At 53.6% G+C, this 15,109-nt stretch carries 15 protein-coding genes; 3 read left to right on the top strand and 12 right to left on the bottom strand.

The annotated features are described in order from the left end of the window. Positions 1–20: 20 nt before the first annotated feature. Both IAE30_RS19355 and dnaB read right to left on the bottom strand, forming a co-directional pair. Positions 21–512, bottom strand: coding sequence for an Lrp/AsnC family transcriptional regulator (locus tag IAE30_RS19355; RefSeq protein WP_034826932.1), 492 nt, complete (start codon positions 510–512; stop codon positions 21–23). 128 nt (positions 513–640) lie between these two features. Continuing rightward, complete coding sequence (dnaB, locus tag IAE30_RS19350) at positions 641–2,047, bottom strand: replicative DNA helicase (RefSeq protein ID WP_034826934.1); 1,407 nt, start codon at positions 2,045–2,047, stop codon at positions 641–643. Between the two features lie 73 nt (positions 2,048–2,120). Here dnaB and IAE30_RS19345 point away from each other — a divergent pair, with 73 nt between their 5' ends. Further along, positions 2,121–3,104 (top strand): quinone oxidoreductase, encoded by a 984-nt coding sequence (locus tag IAE30_RS19345; RefSeq protein WP_038643631.1) that lies wholly within the window; start codon positions 2,121–2,123, stop codon positions 3,102–3,104. A gap of 185 nt (positions 3,105–3,289) precedes the next feature. Here IAE30_RS19345 and pspG read toward each other — a convergent pair whose 3' ends face one another. The 6 genes from pspG to IAE30_RS19315 form a co-directional block, all read right to left on the bottom strand. Then, positions 3,290–3,556 (bottom strand): envelope stress response protein PspG, encoded by a 267-nt coding sequence (gene pspG / locus IAE30_RS19340; RefSeq protein ID WP_034826939.1) that lies wholly within the window; start codon positions 3,554–3,556, stop codon positions 3,290–3,292. 375 nt (positions 3,557–3,931) lie between these two features. Beyond that, a complete protein-coding gene (gene dusA, locus IAE30_RS19335; protein ID WP_038643632.1) occupies positions 3,932–4,927 on the bottom strand; it encodes a tRNA dihydrouridine(20/20a) synthase DusA in 996 nt (331 codons plus the stop codon). Between the two features lie 92 nt (positions 4,928–5,019). After that, positions 5,020–6,345 (bottom strand): MFS transporter, encoded by a 1,326-nt coding sequence (locus tag IAE30_RS19330; RefSeq protein ID WP_200680745.1) that lies wholly within the window; start codon positions 6,343–6,345, stop codon positions 5,020–5,022. A gap of 48 nt (positions 6,346–6,393) precedes the next feature. Next, entirely contained in the window at positions 6,394–7,251 is an 858-nt protein-coding gene (locus tag IAE30_RS19325) for an NAD(P)-dependent oxidoreductase (RefSeq protein ID WP_200680744.1), read from the bottom strand. A gap of 20 nt (positions 7,252–7,271) precedes the next feature. Continuing rightward, positions 7,272–8,276: a transketolase family protein gene (locus IAE30_RS19320; protein WP_200680742.1), complete on the bottom strand. Its 1,005-nt coding sequence runs from the start codon at positions 8,274–8,276 to the stop codon at positions 7,272–7,274. After that, positions 8,273–9,133, bottom strand: a complete 861-nt coding sequence (locus IAE30_RS19315; RefSeq protein WP_045815786.1) for a transketolase — start codon at positions 9,131–9,133, stop codon at positions 8,273–8,275. The genes IAE30_RS19320 and IAE30_RS19315 overlap by 4 nt, the downstream gene beginning before the upstream one ends. A gap of 183 nt (positions 9,134–9,316) precedes the next feature. Here IAE30_RS19315 and IAE30_RS19310 point away from each other — a divergent pair, with 183 nt between their 5' ends. After that, positions 9,317–10,210: a LysR substrate-binding domain-containing protein gene (locus tag IAE30_RS19310; RefSeq protein WP_038643637.1), complete on the top strand. Its 894-nt coding sequence runs from the start codon at positions 9,317–9,319 to the stop codon at positions 10,208–10,210. Between the two features lie 119 nt (positions 10,211–10,329). Here the strand turns inward: IAE30_RS19310 and traF are convergent, their stop codons facing one another. Further along, positions 10,330–11,580 (bottom strand): conjugal transfer protein TraF, encoded by a 1,251-nt coding sequence (gene traF / locus IAE30_RS19305; RefSeq protein ID WP_038643638.1) that lies wholly within the window; start codon positions 11,578–11,580, stop codon positions 10,330–10,332. Between the two features lie 452 nt (positions 11,581–12,032). Here traF and zur point away from each other — a divergent pair, with 452 nt between their 5' ends. Continuing rightward, positions 12,033–12,554, top strand: coding sequence for a zinc uptake transcriptional repressor Zur (zur, locus tag IAE30_RS19300; RefSeq protein WP_034826958.1), 522 nt, complete (start codon positions 12,033–12,035; stop codon positions 12,552–12,554). Positions 12,555–12,619: 65 nt separating this feature from the next. Here zur and IAE30_RS19295 read toward each other — a convergent pair whose 3' ends face one another. The 3 genes from IAE30_RS19295 to lexA all read right to left on the bottom strand — a co-directional run bounded on the left by IAE30_RS19295 (position 12,620) and on the right by lexA (position 15,059). Further along, positions 12,620–12,832 (bottom strand): CsbD family protein, encoded by a 213-nt coding sequence (locus IAE30_RS19295; protein WP_034826959.1) that lies wholly within the window; start codon positions 12,830–12,832, stop codon positions 12,620–12,622. A gap of 163 nt (positions 12,833–12,995) precedes the next feature. Continuing rightward, a complete protein-coding gene (gene dinF, locus IAE30_RS19290) occupies positions 12,996–14,318 on the bottom strand; it encodes an MATE family efflux transporter DinF (protein WP_200680740.1) in 1,323 nt (440 codons plus the stop codon). A gap of 126 nt (positions 14,319–14,444) precedes the next feature. Continuing rightward, a complete protein-coding gene (gene lexA, locus IAE30_RS19285) occupies positions 14,445–15,059 on the bottom strand; it encodes a transcriptional repressor LexA (protein WP_034826962.1) in 615 nt (204 codons plus the stop codon). Positions 15,060–15,109: the final 50 nt, after the last annotated feature.

Here is a 15,109-nt window from a genome sequence, read left to right as displayed (position 1 = left end):
AATTGCACCAGATTAGCACATCATGCACTTTTTTGGCGCGTTTTGTGCTCGGGGATAATCATCAAGCCGTTCTCTTTTAAACGGCTCAACACCACGGAGGTTTTCACATGGGCCACACTCTGATGGCCAGCCACCAGTTGACTGATCAACGCACTCAGCGAGGCTAAATCAGCCACGGCCACTTTCAGCAGATAATCAGCATCACCGGTGGTTTTGAAGGCATCAACAATCGCGTCCTCCTCTGCCACCATGCGATGGAAACTCTCTTCATAATCTGGCGTGTGATTCTTTAAACGCACTTCAATTAAGCCCACCATGCCGAGACCCACCGCATCCGGCGAGAGCCGTGCGTGATAGCCGAGGATGAGGTTTGCCTGTTCAAGATTGATGCGGCGGCGTGAACATTGAGACGCCGAAAGACCGACTAAATCACTGAGTTCCTGATTGGTAAGGCGGCCGTTAGATTGTAATAGTGTCAATATCTTAAGGTCGTAATCATCTACCTGAGTCATTCTGCTTCCACAGCGTTATAGGGTGCGCTTTGGTACAGATAACCTGATTAAAGCCGGGGTTGTCCAACACTATTTTCTGATGACGTGAAATGCATGCACAAATCGTGCATGCATCCAGCGGGAAAGGATTATTCGTCGTCGTAGGACGGGCCTGCGTAGTTATCAAAACGCGACCACTGGCCATTGAAGGTCAATCGTACTGTACCGATTGGGCCGTTACGCTGCTTACCGAGGATGATCTCCGCGATGCCTTTAAGATCGCTGTTTTCGTGATACACCTCATCGCGATAGATGAACATGATCAAGTCAGCATCCTGCTCGATCGATCCCGATTCACGCAGATCCGAGTTCACCGGACGTTTATCGGCGCGCTGCTCCAGTGAGCGGTTAAGCTGCGACAGCGCCACCACCGGCACATTGAGCTCTTTCGCCAGCGCTTTGAGCGAGCGCGAGATCTCCGCGATCTCCAGCGTACGGTTATCCGACAGCGCCGGCACGCGCATTAACTGGAGATAGTCGATCATGATCAGGCTTAAACCGCCATTCTCACGAAACACGCGGCGCGCGCGCGAACGCACTTCCGTTGGCGTCAGGCCAGAAGAATCATCGATGAACATGTTCTTCTTCTCCAGCAAGATGCCCATGGTGGCAGAGATGCGCGCCCAATCTTCATCTTCCAGCTGGCCGGTACGAATGCGCGTTTGATCCACGCGTGATAATGACGCCAGCATACGCATCATTAGCTGCTCGCTGGGCATCTCCAGACTGAATATCAGCACCGGTTTGTCTTGCAGCATCGCGGCGTTTTCACACAGGTTCATGGCGAAGGTGGTTTTACCCATCGACGGACGCGCCGCCACGATGATCAAATCTGAACCCTGCAAACCGGCGGTCTTTTTGTTCAGATCCTGATAGCCCGTATCCACTCCGGTGACACCATCGTGTGGGGTCGACACTAGCGCTTCAATACGCGAGACCGTGGCTTCCAGAATTTGCTCGATGTTCTGCGGGCCTTCCGCCTTATTGGCGCGCTGTTCAGCAATCTTGAAGACGTTGGATTCTGCGAAATCGAGCAAATCTTCACTGCTGCGCCCCTGCGGATCGTAACCGGCATCAGCAATTTGATTCGCCACCGAGATCATTTGACGCACAACGGCACGTTCACGCACGATATCCGCATAAGCGCCGATGTTCGCCGCACTTGGCGTGTTTTTCGCCAGCTCTGCCAGATAAGCAAAGCCACCGGCCATCTCCAGCTCGCCCAGTGTTTCCAGCGATTCAGACAGCGTAATGAGGTCAATCGGCTGGCCCATTTCCAGCAGACGCTGCATCTCAGAGAAGATCATGCGGTGCGAACGGTTGAAGAAATCATCCGCCACCACGCGCTCGGAGACGTTATCCCAGCGTTCGTTATCCAGCATCAACCCACCGAGCACCGACTGCTCCGCTTCAATAGAGTGCGGCGGCATTTTCACGCCTTCCAGCTGACGATCGCGGGGTTCGTTGGATTTGTTGGTGGGTTTATTTCCTGCCATAGTGAATGCATTACCGATCGTGAAAGGGACGCGCAAGTATACCGTCCCAGGATGAACAATCACAGGAGTCAGAATGGCAAAGCGTATTCAGTTCAACCAACACGGTGGCCCGGAGGTACTGCAATGGGTCGATTTTGAGCTGGCCGATCCCGCTGAACATGAGGTTCAGGTCGAAAACAAGGCGATTGGCATCAACTATATCGACACCTATGTGCGCAGCGGGCTCTATCCGGTGGCGGCTTTCCCGTCCGGGCTGGGCACAGAAGCCGCTGGCGTGGTGAAACGCGTTGGCTCAGGCGTGACGCGCTTTAAGCCCGGCGATCGCGTGGTCTATTGTCAGGCCGCGCTGGGTGCCTATAGCGAAATGCATAACGTGGCGGAAGAGCGTCTGGTGATCCTGCCGGAGAGCATCAGCTTTGAACAAGGTGCAGCCTCGTTTTTGAAAGGCTTAACCGTGCAGTATTTGCTGCGTCAGACCTACAAAGTGAAAGCCGATGAAATCTTCCTGTTCCATGCCGCAGCGGGCGGCGTGGGACTGATTGCCTGTCAGTGGGCTAAAGCGCTGGGCGCGCATCTGATTGGTACCGTGGGCTCCGCCGAAAAAGCGCAGATTGCAAAAAATGCCGGCGCCTGGGCAACCATTAACTATCGCGAAGAGAATATTGCACAGCGCGTCAGTGAATTGACTGACGGTGAAAAGGTCGCGGTGGTGTATGACTCGGTGGGGAAAGATACCTGGGAACCGTCTCTCGATAGCCTGCGTCGTCATGGCTTAATGGTGAGTTTTGGTAATGCCTCGGGCCCCGTCACCGGCGTCGATCTTGGGATTCTGAACAAGAAAGGTTCGCTGTTTGTCACACGCCCTTCGCTGTTTGGTTACATTACCAATCGTCAGGAACTGGATAACGCCAGCAACGAGTTGTTCTCGTTAATCGCCAGTCGTGCGATTCAGTTGAAGGTGCCAGAAGAGCAGAAGTTTGCCTTGAGCGATGCGGTGCGCGCGCATCAGGTTCTTGAGAGCCGCGCCACGCAAGGTTCCAGCTTGCTGATTCCCTAAAAAGTTAAGGGCTTCCCGAAGGAAGCCCTTTTTTCTTTCTTTTTATAGTTCGCGCTGGTGTAGGGTCAGCGGCGATGAATTCGTTTTGAATTACTTTACGCATCCTGACAGAAAACATAAGTAAAAAATATGTTTAATTGCAGATTCGTACTAAGCAATTACCGACTCTGTGATCGCTCCCGCATTTAGCGCCAACCACGCCGCTCTAACTTGCTGATTTTTCTTTTCAGTCTGTTCAATTTCACTTCACCGCTTGGTGTCGTAAAGGCGCGATAAAGCCACACGGCTACCACCGCCAACACCAGCCAAGGTAACAATTTGATAACAAGCGCGAATAACCCGCCGAGGAACATCACAACGGTGGCAACAACCAATGCAGCGATAACGCCCAGCAGTGAAACGCCAGTCAGCAACAGCATCAGAAAAAAGCCGATAACAAATAAAATTTCCACGAAGGCTCTCCTGTGTAAGTAACACAGAGTGCTTTACAAGATACGTGCCAATATAGTTAAACAGTTAATACACTGAAAAATAAGAGGTTATATTCAGAGGGGTATTTCAGCAGTGATGAAATTCACTAATTATTGGCGCATTTTAAACCGTATTAACGGCAGCGATGCTCCTCTGAAGGGGCAGAAAAGGCCCGCCAGAAAAGCAAAGCTTCCGCGCCAGAGATCAATACGCTGAGCGCGTTTTTCAGCCATGCGCAGCATCGGGCCGTTTCACAAAAATGGGGCGAATGTTCGCGCAGCAGATCGGCATTTTCCTTTGCGATCGGACTGCCCTTTTATGGCCGGGCACACCGGCCCACCGCGACTCACCTACAATCAGGCTTCCTGTGGAATCTTATCCGCGACCAGCGACAGTGCCGCTTCCAGCACTCGTACATCGGCACCCGGCTTATGGGCATTCTCACTTAAATAACGACGCCACTGGCGCGCGCCAGGAATGCCCTGGAACAGGCCCAGCATATGGCGTGTAACGTGTCCCAGATAGGTGCCTTTGCTCAGCTCCGCTTCGATGTACGGATACATCGCACGAACCACTGCGACCGGATCGACAGACGGCGTATCACGACCAAACAGTTCACGATCGACCTGTGCCAGAATGCCGGGATTTTGATACGCTTCGCGCCCCATCATCACGCCATCCATATGCTGCAAATGCACTTTCGCCTCTTCCAGCGTCTTGATGCCGCCGTTAATCGCCATGGTCAGCGCCGGAAAATCACGCTTCAGCTGATAGACACGCGGATAATCCAGCGGCGGAATCTCACGGTTCTCTTTCGGGCTTAAACCAGAAAGCCATGCCTTACGCGCATGGATAATAAAGGTATCGCAGTTGCCCTTATTGGCCACCGTACCAATGAAATCACACAGAAATGCGTAGCTGTCCTGCTCATCAATTCCGATACGGGTTTTCACCGTCACCGGAATACTGACCACATCGCGCATCGCTTTAATGCAATCTGCGACCAGCGCGGCGTCAGCCATCAGACAGGCACCAAAGCGCCCATTCTGCACGCGATCGGATGGGCAACCGACGTTAAGGTTAATCTCGTCGTAACCGCGCGCTTCCGCCAGCTTCGCACATTGCGCCAGAGCTGCCGGATCGCTACCGCCCAACTGCAGCGCCAGCGGATGCTCCTCTTCGCTGTAAGCCAGGTAATCGCCTTTGCCGTGAATGATGGCGCCCGTGGTCACCATTTCGGTATACAGCAGCGTATCGCCGCTCAGCTTACGGTGAAAATAACGGCAGTGGCGATCGGTCCAGTCCAGCATCGGAGCGATAGAAAAACGTTGCGAAGAGAAAGTATCGGTCATGAAACGCAGTAAATCCGGAGTTAGGTGAGTGACGAGAAACTGCGCAATGATACCACAGCAATAACGGGCGACACAGCCGCCCGTTGTTTCACTCACACCGTCGGGGCTGTTGAGGTTGATGAAGCCGGCAGAGAGGGCTCGCCCACTTTCACCGGCGCGGTTTCCCGTGTGTTGAAGGCGACCCAGGTTGAAATGACGCCCAGTAACGAGAACATCACCGCCGGTCCGATCCAGCCGACCATGCCATACACGCCTGTTGCGATGAACGGTAACAGCCCCGCCACCACGGAAGCGCCGTTGTAGCCCAATGAAATCCCCGAGGAACGGACGTTGGCCGGAAACTGTTCGGAGAACCAACTCGACTCTACGGCAAATATCGGGTCATGGCTGAAGAGCAGGGACAGGGCGACAGCGACAATCACCATCATCACTGCACCGGTATTGATCAGCATAAACATGGGGATGCCAAACAGAATGGTGAAGATGGCGCCAATCAGGAATATTGGGCGACGTCCCACCTTATCACTTAGCGCGCCATACAGCAGATGGCTGCCGAGCCCCAGCGCTGAACCAATCAGCGTGCCCCATAACACATGGCGCGTATCTGTGATTTCCGCCAGCACCACATAGGACAACATAAAACTGGTGGTGATGTAGTAGCCACCCGTCTCCGCCAGGCGTAGCCCCATAATTTTGACGATGGTACGCCAGTCGCGACGAATGACCTCCAGCGCGGGTTGTTGCACAATCTGCTTATCTGCTTTGGCTTTCTCGAATTCCGGCGATTCCGCGACCTGCATTCGAATAAAGATGCCGATGGCCACCATCACAAAAGAGATCAGGAACGGCATGCGCCAAACCCAATCACCTTCAAACAGTGCCGCAGAGAGCAGGAAAGAGCCATTCGCCAGCAGCAGGCCGAGCGGGATCCCGAGCTGCGGCACCGCGCCATAGAAACCGCGCTTTTTCACGGGCGCATGCTCAAATGCCATTAACACCGCGCCGCCCCACTCGGCACCGAATCCGATCCCCTGGATCATGCGTAATAAGATCAACAAGATCGGTGCCAGCACGCCAGCCTGCTCATAGGTTGGCAACGCACCGATCAGTACGGTGGCACCGCCCATTGCCAGTAATGACCAGAACAGTACGGTTTTTCGGCCATAGCGATCGCCGAAATGGCCGGCGAGGTAACCACCAAACGGGCGCATCAGGAAGCCGACCGCTAAGGTGGCGAATGCCGCCAGAATGCCGACGATGGGCTCTTGCGTGTGGAAAAAGATCTTACCGAACCAGGCTGCAGCGGCGGTGCCATAGATAAAGAAATCATAGCTCTCCACCGCTGAGCCAATCATTGAGGCGAAAGAGACTTTCGCCGCATTTTCGCGGGTGTTTGCAGGTACAGAAGTCGTGTTCATGTGTTACCCCGGTATTATCGTATTTTTCGGGCAGCAGTGGTGGAGCGGTTAATTTGCAGGTTTGCTCCAGGTCTCAATCACTCTGCTGTCATCACGTTGCCCCAATCCGGCTTCTGCTGCCGCCAGATAACGAGCATGAGCGACCTGTAACAGCGGAACCTCAGCGTGGCAGGCGGTCGCCGCCTCTGCCACTAACCCGCTATCTTTGACAAAGATGTTGATGGCGCTGGAGACCGAGACATCAGTCCCCTCCAGCATGCGCGGACCACGATCTGACAACATCCACGATCCCGCCGCGCCGCGCTCGACCAGCTTCAATACCTGAGCGGGTGATAACCCCAGCGACTGTGCCAGACTCAGCGCCTCCGCGGCTGCCACAATATGCACCGAGCAAAGGTGCTGATTGATCACTTTGATCCCCTGTCCCTCGCCAACCTCATCACCCACGATCGACACCGATCCCATGGATTTGAGTACTGGCTCAACAAAGGCAATGGCGGCAGGTGCGCCGGAAGCAAAAATCACTAACTCACCGGTGCTGGCGCGGGCGGTTCCGCCCGTGACCGGTGCATCCACGACCTGCGCACCGGCAGCAATCAGTGAAGAAGCCGCCTCACGCACCGCCTGCGGCCCAACAGTGGACATGATGACCCAGTGCTGACCAGCCACCTGCGGCAGCGCTTCCGCCACCAGCGCCTGCAGCTGCTGTGGTGTGGCGACCATCACCACGACCACATCCGCTTTAGGTGCTTCTGCAATGCGACTAACCGCCTCAATCCCCTGCGCCTGAGCACGCTGACGCGACGCTTCAAACACATCCACCCCAATTACCGCATGCCCTGCACGCTGAATCTGGCAAGCCATAGGAACGCCAATTGCCCCGGTGCCGACAAATATCACCTTCATGCTGTTCTCCTTTCGCGTCGTTATGCCAGCCAGACGCGAATCGCGCTGACCATCGCTTCTGTGGAAATGCCGTAGCGGTCGTGCAAAGTGGGCAGCGCGCCCGCATCCAGGAACTGATCTGGCAAGCCGATTTGACGAAACACGGGCATGACCTGCGCATGCATTAACGTGGTCGCCACCGCCTCACCTAAACCGCCAACCACGCTATGGTTCTCAACCACTACCACTAAACGCCCGGCACGCCTGCACTGGGTGATAATGGTTTCAGTGTCCAGAGGCTTAATGGTCGGCACGTGCAATACCGCAACATCGACGTTATCGGCTGCCAGCGCTTTTGCTGTTTCCAGTGCGCGCATTGTCATAATCCCACTGGAAATCAGCAGCACATCACGGCCATCACGCAGCAATTTGGCTTTGCCCAGTTCGAATTGATAATCGTATTCGTTCAGCACCAGCGGCACCTTGCCGCGCAACAGACGCATATAAACCGGCCCCTGATGATCGGCTATTGCGGCAACGGCTTGTTCCGTATCCAGCGCATCACAAGGATCAACAATGGTCATGCCCGGAATACCCCGCATCAGCGCGATATCTTCAGTGGCCTGATGGCTTGGGCCGTAGCCGGTGGTTAACCCCGGCAGCGCAGCGCAGATTTTCACATTCAGCTGCTCTTCCGCGATCACCTGATGCATAAAGTCGTAGGCACGACGCGTGGCAAACACCGCATAGGTGGTAGCAAATGGCGTCATGCCCTCCTTCGCCATGCCACCGGCTGCGCCCATCAACAGCTGCTCTGCCATGCCCATCTGGAAATGACGTTCTGGATAGGCCTGGGCGAAGATATGCAAATCGGTGTATTTTGACAGGTCGGCAGTCAACCCAACGATTGACGGCCGGGTCGCAGCGGCTTTGACCAGCGCATGACCAAAGGGCGCAGCAACCGTGGCTTGTCCTTCTGCGGCAATGGAGGCAATCATCGCCGACGTTGTCAGGCGTGGCTTTTTCTCTGTGGTGATGCTGCTCATTGCGTGGCCTCCTGAGCCTGATCGAGGATGGCGATGGCCTGTTGCCACTCGTCAGCATCCACACGAATAAAATGATTCTTTTCACGCGCTTCCAGGAATGGCACGCCTTTACCCATTAGCGTGTCCAGCAGAATGACGCGCGGCTTGGGTTCGTTTAACGCGCGTGCCCGATCAAATGCCTGCTTCACAGCAGCAATGTCATTGCCATCCACACGCTGTACATGCCAGCCAAACGCCTGCCACTTATCTGCCAGCGGTTCAAACCCCATGACCTTGCCAGAGGGGCCATCTGCCTGCTGCTGGTTGATATCCACCATGACGATCAAATTACTCAGTTGATGATGTGCCGCTCCCATCGCCGCTTCCCAGGTTGCCCCTTCATCCAGTTCGCCATCAGACATCGAGTTGTAAACAAAAGCCGGATTTCCTTTATGACGCAATGCCAATGCCATACCGACACCAATCGTCAGCCCCTGTCCGAGCGATCCACCTGAAATTTCCATGCCTGGCGTGTAGGTAGCCATGCCCGACATCGGTAAGCGACTATCATCAGATCCATACGTTTCCAACTCCTCCACAGGAATCACGCCCGCTTCAATCAGCGCCGCATATAGTGCAATCGCATAGTGGCCGTGGGACAGCAGGAAACGATCGCGGCCTTCCCATTCAGGTTCATCCGCGCGGTAATTCATCGCATGGCACCATGCAACAGCCAGCATATCAGCCAGTCCCAGAGCCTGGCCGATATAGCCTTGCCCCTGTACTTCGCCCATTTGCAACGCGTAGCGACGAATACGATAAGCGTGCTGTGACAGCCGCTGTGTAAGGCTCAATTCCGGTTCTGCAAGAGTCGTCATATCTGTTCCTGAAAGAAGAGAAAATCAGCAGAGTTGGCAAGCAGAAGAGCGATCTGTCATGGTGAAAGCTGCAGCGGATTCACGTGCCATTTTCACCTGCTTGCCGTTTAGCAGCAGATTACTCAGCCTTGACCTCTGCCGACAAAAGCAAAAAATGCATCAACTGTTGAATGGGATTCACAAATGACATTATTAAAAAAAGCCCCACTTTCGCTGTTGCGCGCGTTTGAAGCCGCAGGCCGTACAGGAGCATTTACCACCGCAGCGCAAGAGTTAGATTTGTCGCCTAGCGCCATTAGTCATGCGATTCGTAAGCTGGAGGAGACGCTCGACACGCGCCTGTTTCAGCGCAGTACTCGCGAAATCATGCTAACCAAAGAAGGGGCAATCTTGCTGGAACACATCCAGCGGGGATTTGATGAGATGCAGCGTGGGCTTTCGCTCGTCACCGCTGATGAATCGCGACCACTGCGTCTGCACACCGCGCCAAGCTTTGCCCATCAGTGGCTATTACCCCGTCTCGGAAGCTTTATTGCCGCGCATCCACATATTGATCTGCGTCTTTCAGCCAGCACCGAATATGCGCGCTTTGAGCAGGATGACTATGATTTAGATATTGTTTATGGCGAGCCGCGCCCCTCGCCTTACGAGAAAATCCCGCTGGCCGTGGAGGAGTTAACACCGCTTTGCTCACCAGAGATTGCCGCACGCATTCGCTGCCCGGAGGACCTCTATCACCAATCGTTGATTCAGTGCGATGTGCAACTCTACCAATGGAAGGGCTGGTTTGAAGCCAATCACCTGACGCCCCCGCGCCATTATGGTTTGCGCTTTGACCGCAGTTTTATGGCGATTGCCGCTGCCGTTGATGGTCTGGGGGTGGTGCTGGAATCCAAATTATTAGCAGAACGAGAGCTTGCCAGTGGGCGCTTAGTTTGTCCGCTGATTGAGACCACCCAGGAGATTCACTATATCGGCCATTACCTGGTGTTCCCACGGCATCAGCATCGCCACTTCGCGTTAGATAGCTTTAAAGATTGGCTACTTTCCCAGTTGAATCTGGCACAGCTTCGCTGATTGATTACGATCACAAATTCCGCGCCCAATAATGAAACAGGCCGCCAATGGCGACCTGTTTTTGTGAGCATGTTCACGCCATTTCAGGGTGAATGTTAGCGTGATGTGAAATGACGCAATTAGAAGTTAAATCCGAGCTGCAGCATGCCGCCCCAGGTATTATCGTCACCCACTGAACCAGCAAGATCCAGATGCACCGTGTTGTTAAACGGTGAAACGCCCAGACCTGCGGTAAACACATTGGCATCATTTGATTTCATATCCGCACGATAACCCGCGCGCAATGCTAACCAATCCAGCACGCGATACTCGGCACCCACTCCCGCATATTGGCTGCTTTCTTCCGATTTGAAACGTTTGGTTTGCGTCAAATCAACATCGCCTGCCAGGGTGAACGCGCCGTAGTTCCAGGCCAGACCTGACGTGACCAGCGGACGGATTTGATAGGTATCGCGATAGCCTTCCACTGTTTTGGTGTCGATGTCGCGTGAGATCAGGTTCTGCCCTGTCACACCCAACGTCCAATGCTCACCAAAGTCGGTCGCGATGCCTGCATCAATGTTGAAGCCGGTATCGGAACTGCGGTATTGGCTGTTGTTGATATCACTTTTATCAAAGTTATAAATACTGGCGGTGTAGTTATACAGCCAGGTTTTTTGCAGCTTTGGTGTCACGCCCACAGAAACCGGATGGCCAGCGACATCAAATTCATGTGCAACGGAGACGCCATAATCGGTGACTAACGCCGCAAGGCCATTGCCGCTCGAACGCAGGTTATCCTGATCGCCCGGCCTTGGCGTGATGCTCCCATCCGCGACACCACGCAGATAGGTGATGTCGCTATCAACCACATTGGCGCGCACATGTGCCGTGCCGTAGGCTTTAGTAATAAAGGCAAAGGGCAGCGTATCGTTTGGAACAGTGACGGCAAAAGCGACTCCCGCAGTGCCGTTAGCTTTATTACCTTTCAAATCTTGAAGCTGATTGGCCATATCGCCTGCCGCAGCCTTCAGCTCCGGGTAACCTCTGAGATAATCAGCAAAATCGAAATCATCTATCAGTTGTTTATAACGATCAACACTGTCCGTGATGTCATCAACTTTGTTAATTAATTTGTCTTTGTCGGTAACCTGTACACCGGCTGAAGGGAATATGACGCTGACGTTATCTTCAGGTTTGGCTTTGGTCATCAATGCCGGGTTAGCCAGCACCGCTGAACTCCAGGTTGACGAAGCGACGCCGGTGCCACCCATGGCATCGTTACGCGCATCATACCATGTACCTGCTGCCAGAGCTGAAGAAGAAAGAAATACTGCATTCAAACCAACAAGATAAGCTACTTTTTTGTGCCTGAATAATGTCTTCACCATGAGCCTGCCATCACCTTTGAAATGTCGCTGAATAACTCAGAAACGAAACAGTTTAGTTAGCCGCTATTCTGAACCCTGGCTAACGCATCATTGCTGTGAATTAAAAGGAAATAGCACTGCTGTTCGCAGAATTGGATACAACCACACCATTCTGCTGTTTAGTTATGCAGAAAAATGAACAAAGCCTAAATTGATGCCAGATATTACTTAAGACCTTTTGAACCTTAGACGCTAACCCGGTGAGTTGCAAAGCAAAAATAGCGTGATAATTACGCTATATGACTGATCTAATGGAGGGTCTGAAATGAGCGGTTTTATCAGCACAACAGGAAGGTTAAGTTAATTTATTGATTAACGAGATTTTTCCTGGACTTTAACCGGGTAAAAAGCAATCACAGCAGGGTAAAATTTTGTGTGATAAAATAACATCGCCTGCAACCTGGAGAACACTTATGTCAAACCTCACGCCCGCACAACTGCTTACTCAGGCAGAATCCCTTTGCCTTGACCGCGGCGTGCGCCTGACCACTCAACGCGCTGAAGTGCTGCGTTTAATGGCTGAGCAGAATGGTTCGATCAGTGCTTATGATCTGCTGGATCAACTCCGCATCAGCGAGCCACAGGCTAAACCTCCGACCATTTACCGCGCGTTGGATTTTCTGTTGGAGCAGGGTTTTATTCATCGTGTTGAATCGAATAACAGCTATGTGGTTTGCCACCATTTCGACGAGCCTGCGCATACTTCGGTGATGCTGGTGTGTGATGGTTGTGCGGCAGTCAGTGAAAAACACGCACACGGCGTAGAAAAGATTATTTCGGGACTGGCCGATCAGGCCGGATTCTCACTGCGCCACACGGTTATTGAAGCCCATGGTTTGTGCGAGAACTGCGCAGAAGTCGCAGCGTGCAATCATCACGATAGCTGCGATCACGATCATGAGATTGATACGAAAAAGAGAGTGAGAAAAGGGTGAGTGGCACTTCCTTGTGCCTTGCCGACGGGTGATCGGCGGGGTAGGAGCATCTTCCTTAATTTCGGTTACCAGCGGTAATCTTTATTGTGACTTTCCCAGTCTTTCACTTCACTTTCGGCCTGGTCTTTCGCATAGCCGTAGCGTTCCTGAATTTTACCCACAAGCTGATCGCGTTTACCTTCGATGACCGTCATATCGTCATCCGTCAGCTTGCCCCACTTCTCTTTCATTTTCCCTTTAAACTGCTTCCAGTTACCGCTCGCTTCGTCTTTGTTCATCATAATCCTCCACATCATCCTGAGTGAGATGCGATGATCTCCTAATAAATCAGGAAATCACCCACACAACGCGCTACTCAATTGCGCCGTTTGAGATAATTATAGTAGCCAGATGGGATTACGCAAAAAATACAGAATAATCTGTAGGTTACGCTTCGCTTATTCAAACAGTGAACCAGCTGTCGTGTCGCCAGTGACGTCGCCACATCCACCAGAGCGTCAAGCCACGCAAGGCAAGAAACACCGTCACCGCCAGCCATAAGCCGTGATTGCCGAGCCACGGGAGTGTCAGTAAGGCAAGCCCATAACCCACTGCCGCCATCACCATGCTGTTGCGCATTTCACGCCCACGCGTGGCGCCGATAAACATACCGTCCAGCAGATAACACCAGACACCGATCAGCGGCAGAATCACCTGCCAGCCAAGATAACGATCGGCCATCTCTCGCAGTGGCTCAAGCGAGGTGAGCAACGCCACAATTTTAGGGCCGGTTACCGCATAGATGGCGGCGAACGCCAGGGCAACGATACCGGCCTGACGGCAGGCAGCATGCCAAATCAGTAATAAGCGACTGCGATCTCGCGCTCCCACCGCTTCACCGGAGCAGGCCTCCACGGCATAGGCAAAACCATCCAGCGCATAGGCCGTAAACGTCAGGAACATCAGCAGTACGGCATTCACCGCAACAACATCTGGCCCTAAACGCGCGCCCAGCAAGGTGAGTGACGCGAAACAGATTTGCACCATAAGCGAACGCAGCATGATGTCGCGGTTGAGCCGGAACAGGCGTGCCGCATCACCACGCCAACTCTGTTTTAGCAGATTGAAAGAAATGCCACGCAACTTAAGCACACGTACCACCATCCATAACCCCACACCCAGCGTGACGTACTCTGCCACCGCCGTTGCCGCCGCCGCACCCGCAACGCCCCAGTGAAGCTTCAGCACAAACAGGAGATCGAGCAGGATATTCACCAGGTTACCGACAATGAGCAGCACCATCGGCGCTCGCGCATATTGCACGCCGAGCAACCAGCCTAAAATCACCAGATTGGCTAAGGTCGCCGGTGCGCTAAGCCAGCGAATGTTGATAAAAATTTGTGCCTGGTGCTGCACTTCCGGGCTGCCGCCCATTAATGAGGCTGCGACCAAACTGAAGGGCGCGCGCAGTAATAAAAACAGCACGCCCGCCACCAGAGCGATCAACAGAGGTTGCGTCAACGCCCGCGCCAGGGCGGTTTTATCGTTCGCGCCAAACGCCTGCGCAGTCAAACCCGTGGTGCTCATGCGCAGGAACAGCAACAACATAAAGATGAAACTGGTCGCCGTTGCACCTACCGCCACGCCACCAAGGTAAATGGGACTATCGAGATGGCCAATCACTGCAGTATCGACGACACCGAGCAGCGGAACGGTAATATTGGAGAGAATCATCGGCAGCGCCAGCCGCCACAATGCTTTATCTGAAGAGGAAAACAGCCGCATTCGCCCGTTCCATTGTTGCGCTGGCCAATCGGACCATTAACCGGCAATCAGCCTGAGGAGGAAAATCAGTGTATCAGACTGCGGTCAGTACAGTGACCAACCGCAGCGGGGGAATTCAACGAGAGATTAAAGCCATTCGCCGTTACGTACGATGCCCACAGCCAGACCTTCAACGGTCAGAGCCTGCTCACGGGTATCGACTACAATTGGCTGGAATTCGGTGTTTTCTGGCAGCAAATGCACAATGGCACCCTGCTTTTTCCAGCGCTTGACGGTCACTTCATCATCAATACGCGCCACCACAACCTGACCATTACGGACTTCCTGAGTTTTATGCACTGCAAGCAAGTCGCCATCCATAATCCCGATGTCTTTCATCGACATACCACTCACGCGCAGCAGGAAATCAGCGGTAGGTTTAAACAGATTGGCATCAACCTGATAGTGCGCTTCGATGTGCTCTTGCGCCAGCAGCGGCTCACCGGCGGCCACGCGACCGATCAGCGGTAACCCTTCGGAGACTTCTTCTTCCATTAGCAGGCGGATGCCGCGAGATGCGCCGGAGACAATCTCGATGACGCCTTTACGGGCCAGTGCTTTCAGGTGTTCTTCCGCAGCATTGGGCGAGCGAAAACCCAGTTGCGCAGCAATTTCCGCACGCGTTGGCGGCATGCCGGTCTGGTTAATGTGGTCGCGAATCAGATCATAGACCTGTTGCTGCCTGGTGGTTAACGCTTTCATCCCGCCCCCTGGTTGTTTATACAGTCGCTGTGAGTATATACAGGTATTGG

This window comes from Pantoea sp. S61 (assembly GCF_016625145.1).
In the GTDB taxonomy this organism is placed as follows: Bacteria; Pseudomonadota; Gammaproteobacteria; order Enterobacterales; family Enterobacteriaceae; genus Pantoea; species Pantoea rwandensis_B.
Note: the sequence above shows the minus strand (reverse complement) of the source record. Positions and strands in the feature narration are given on the sequence as shown.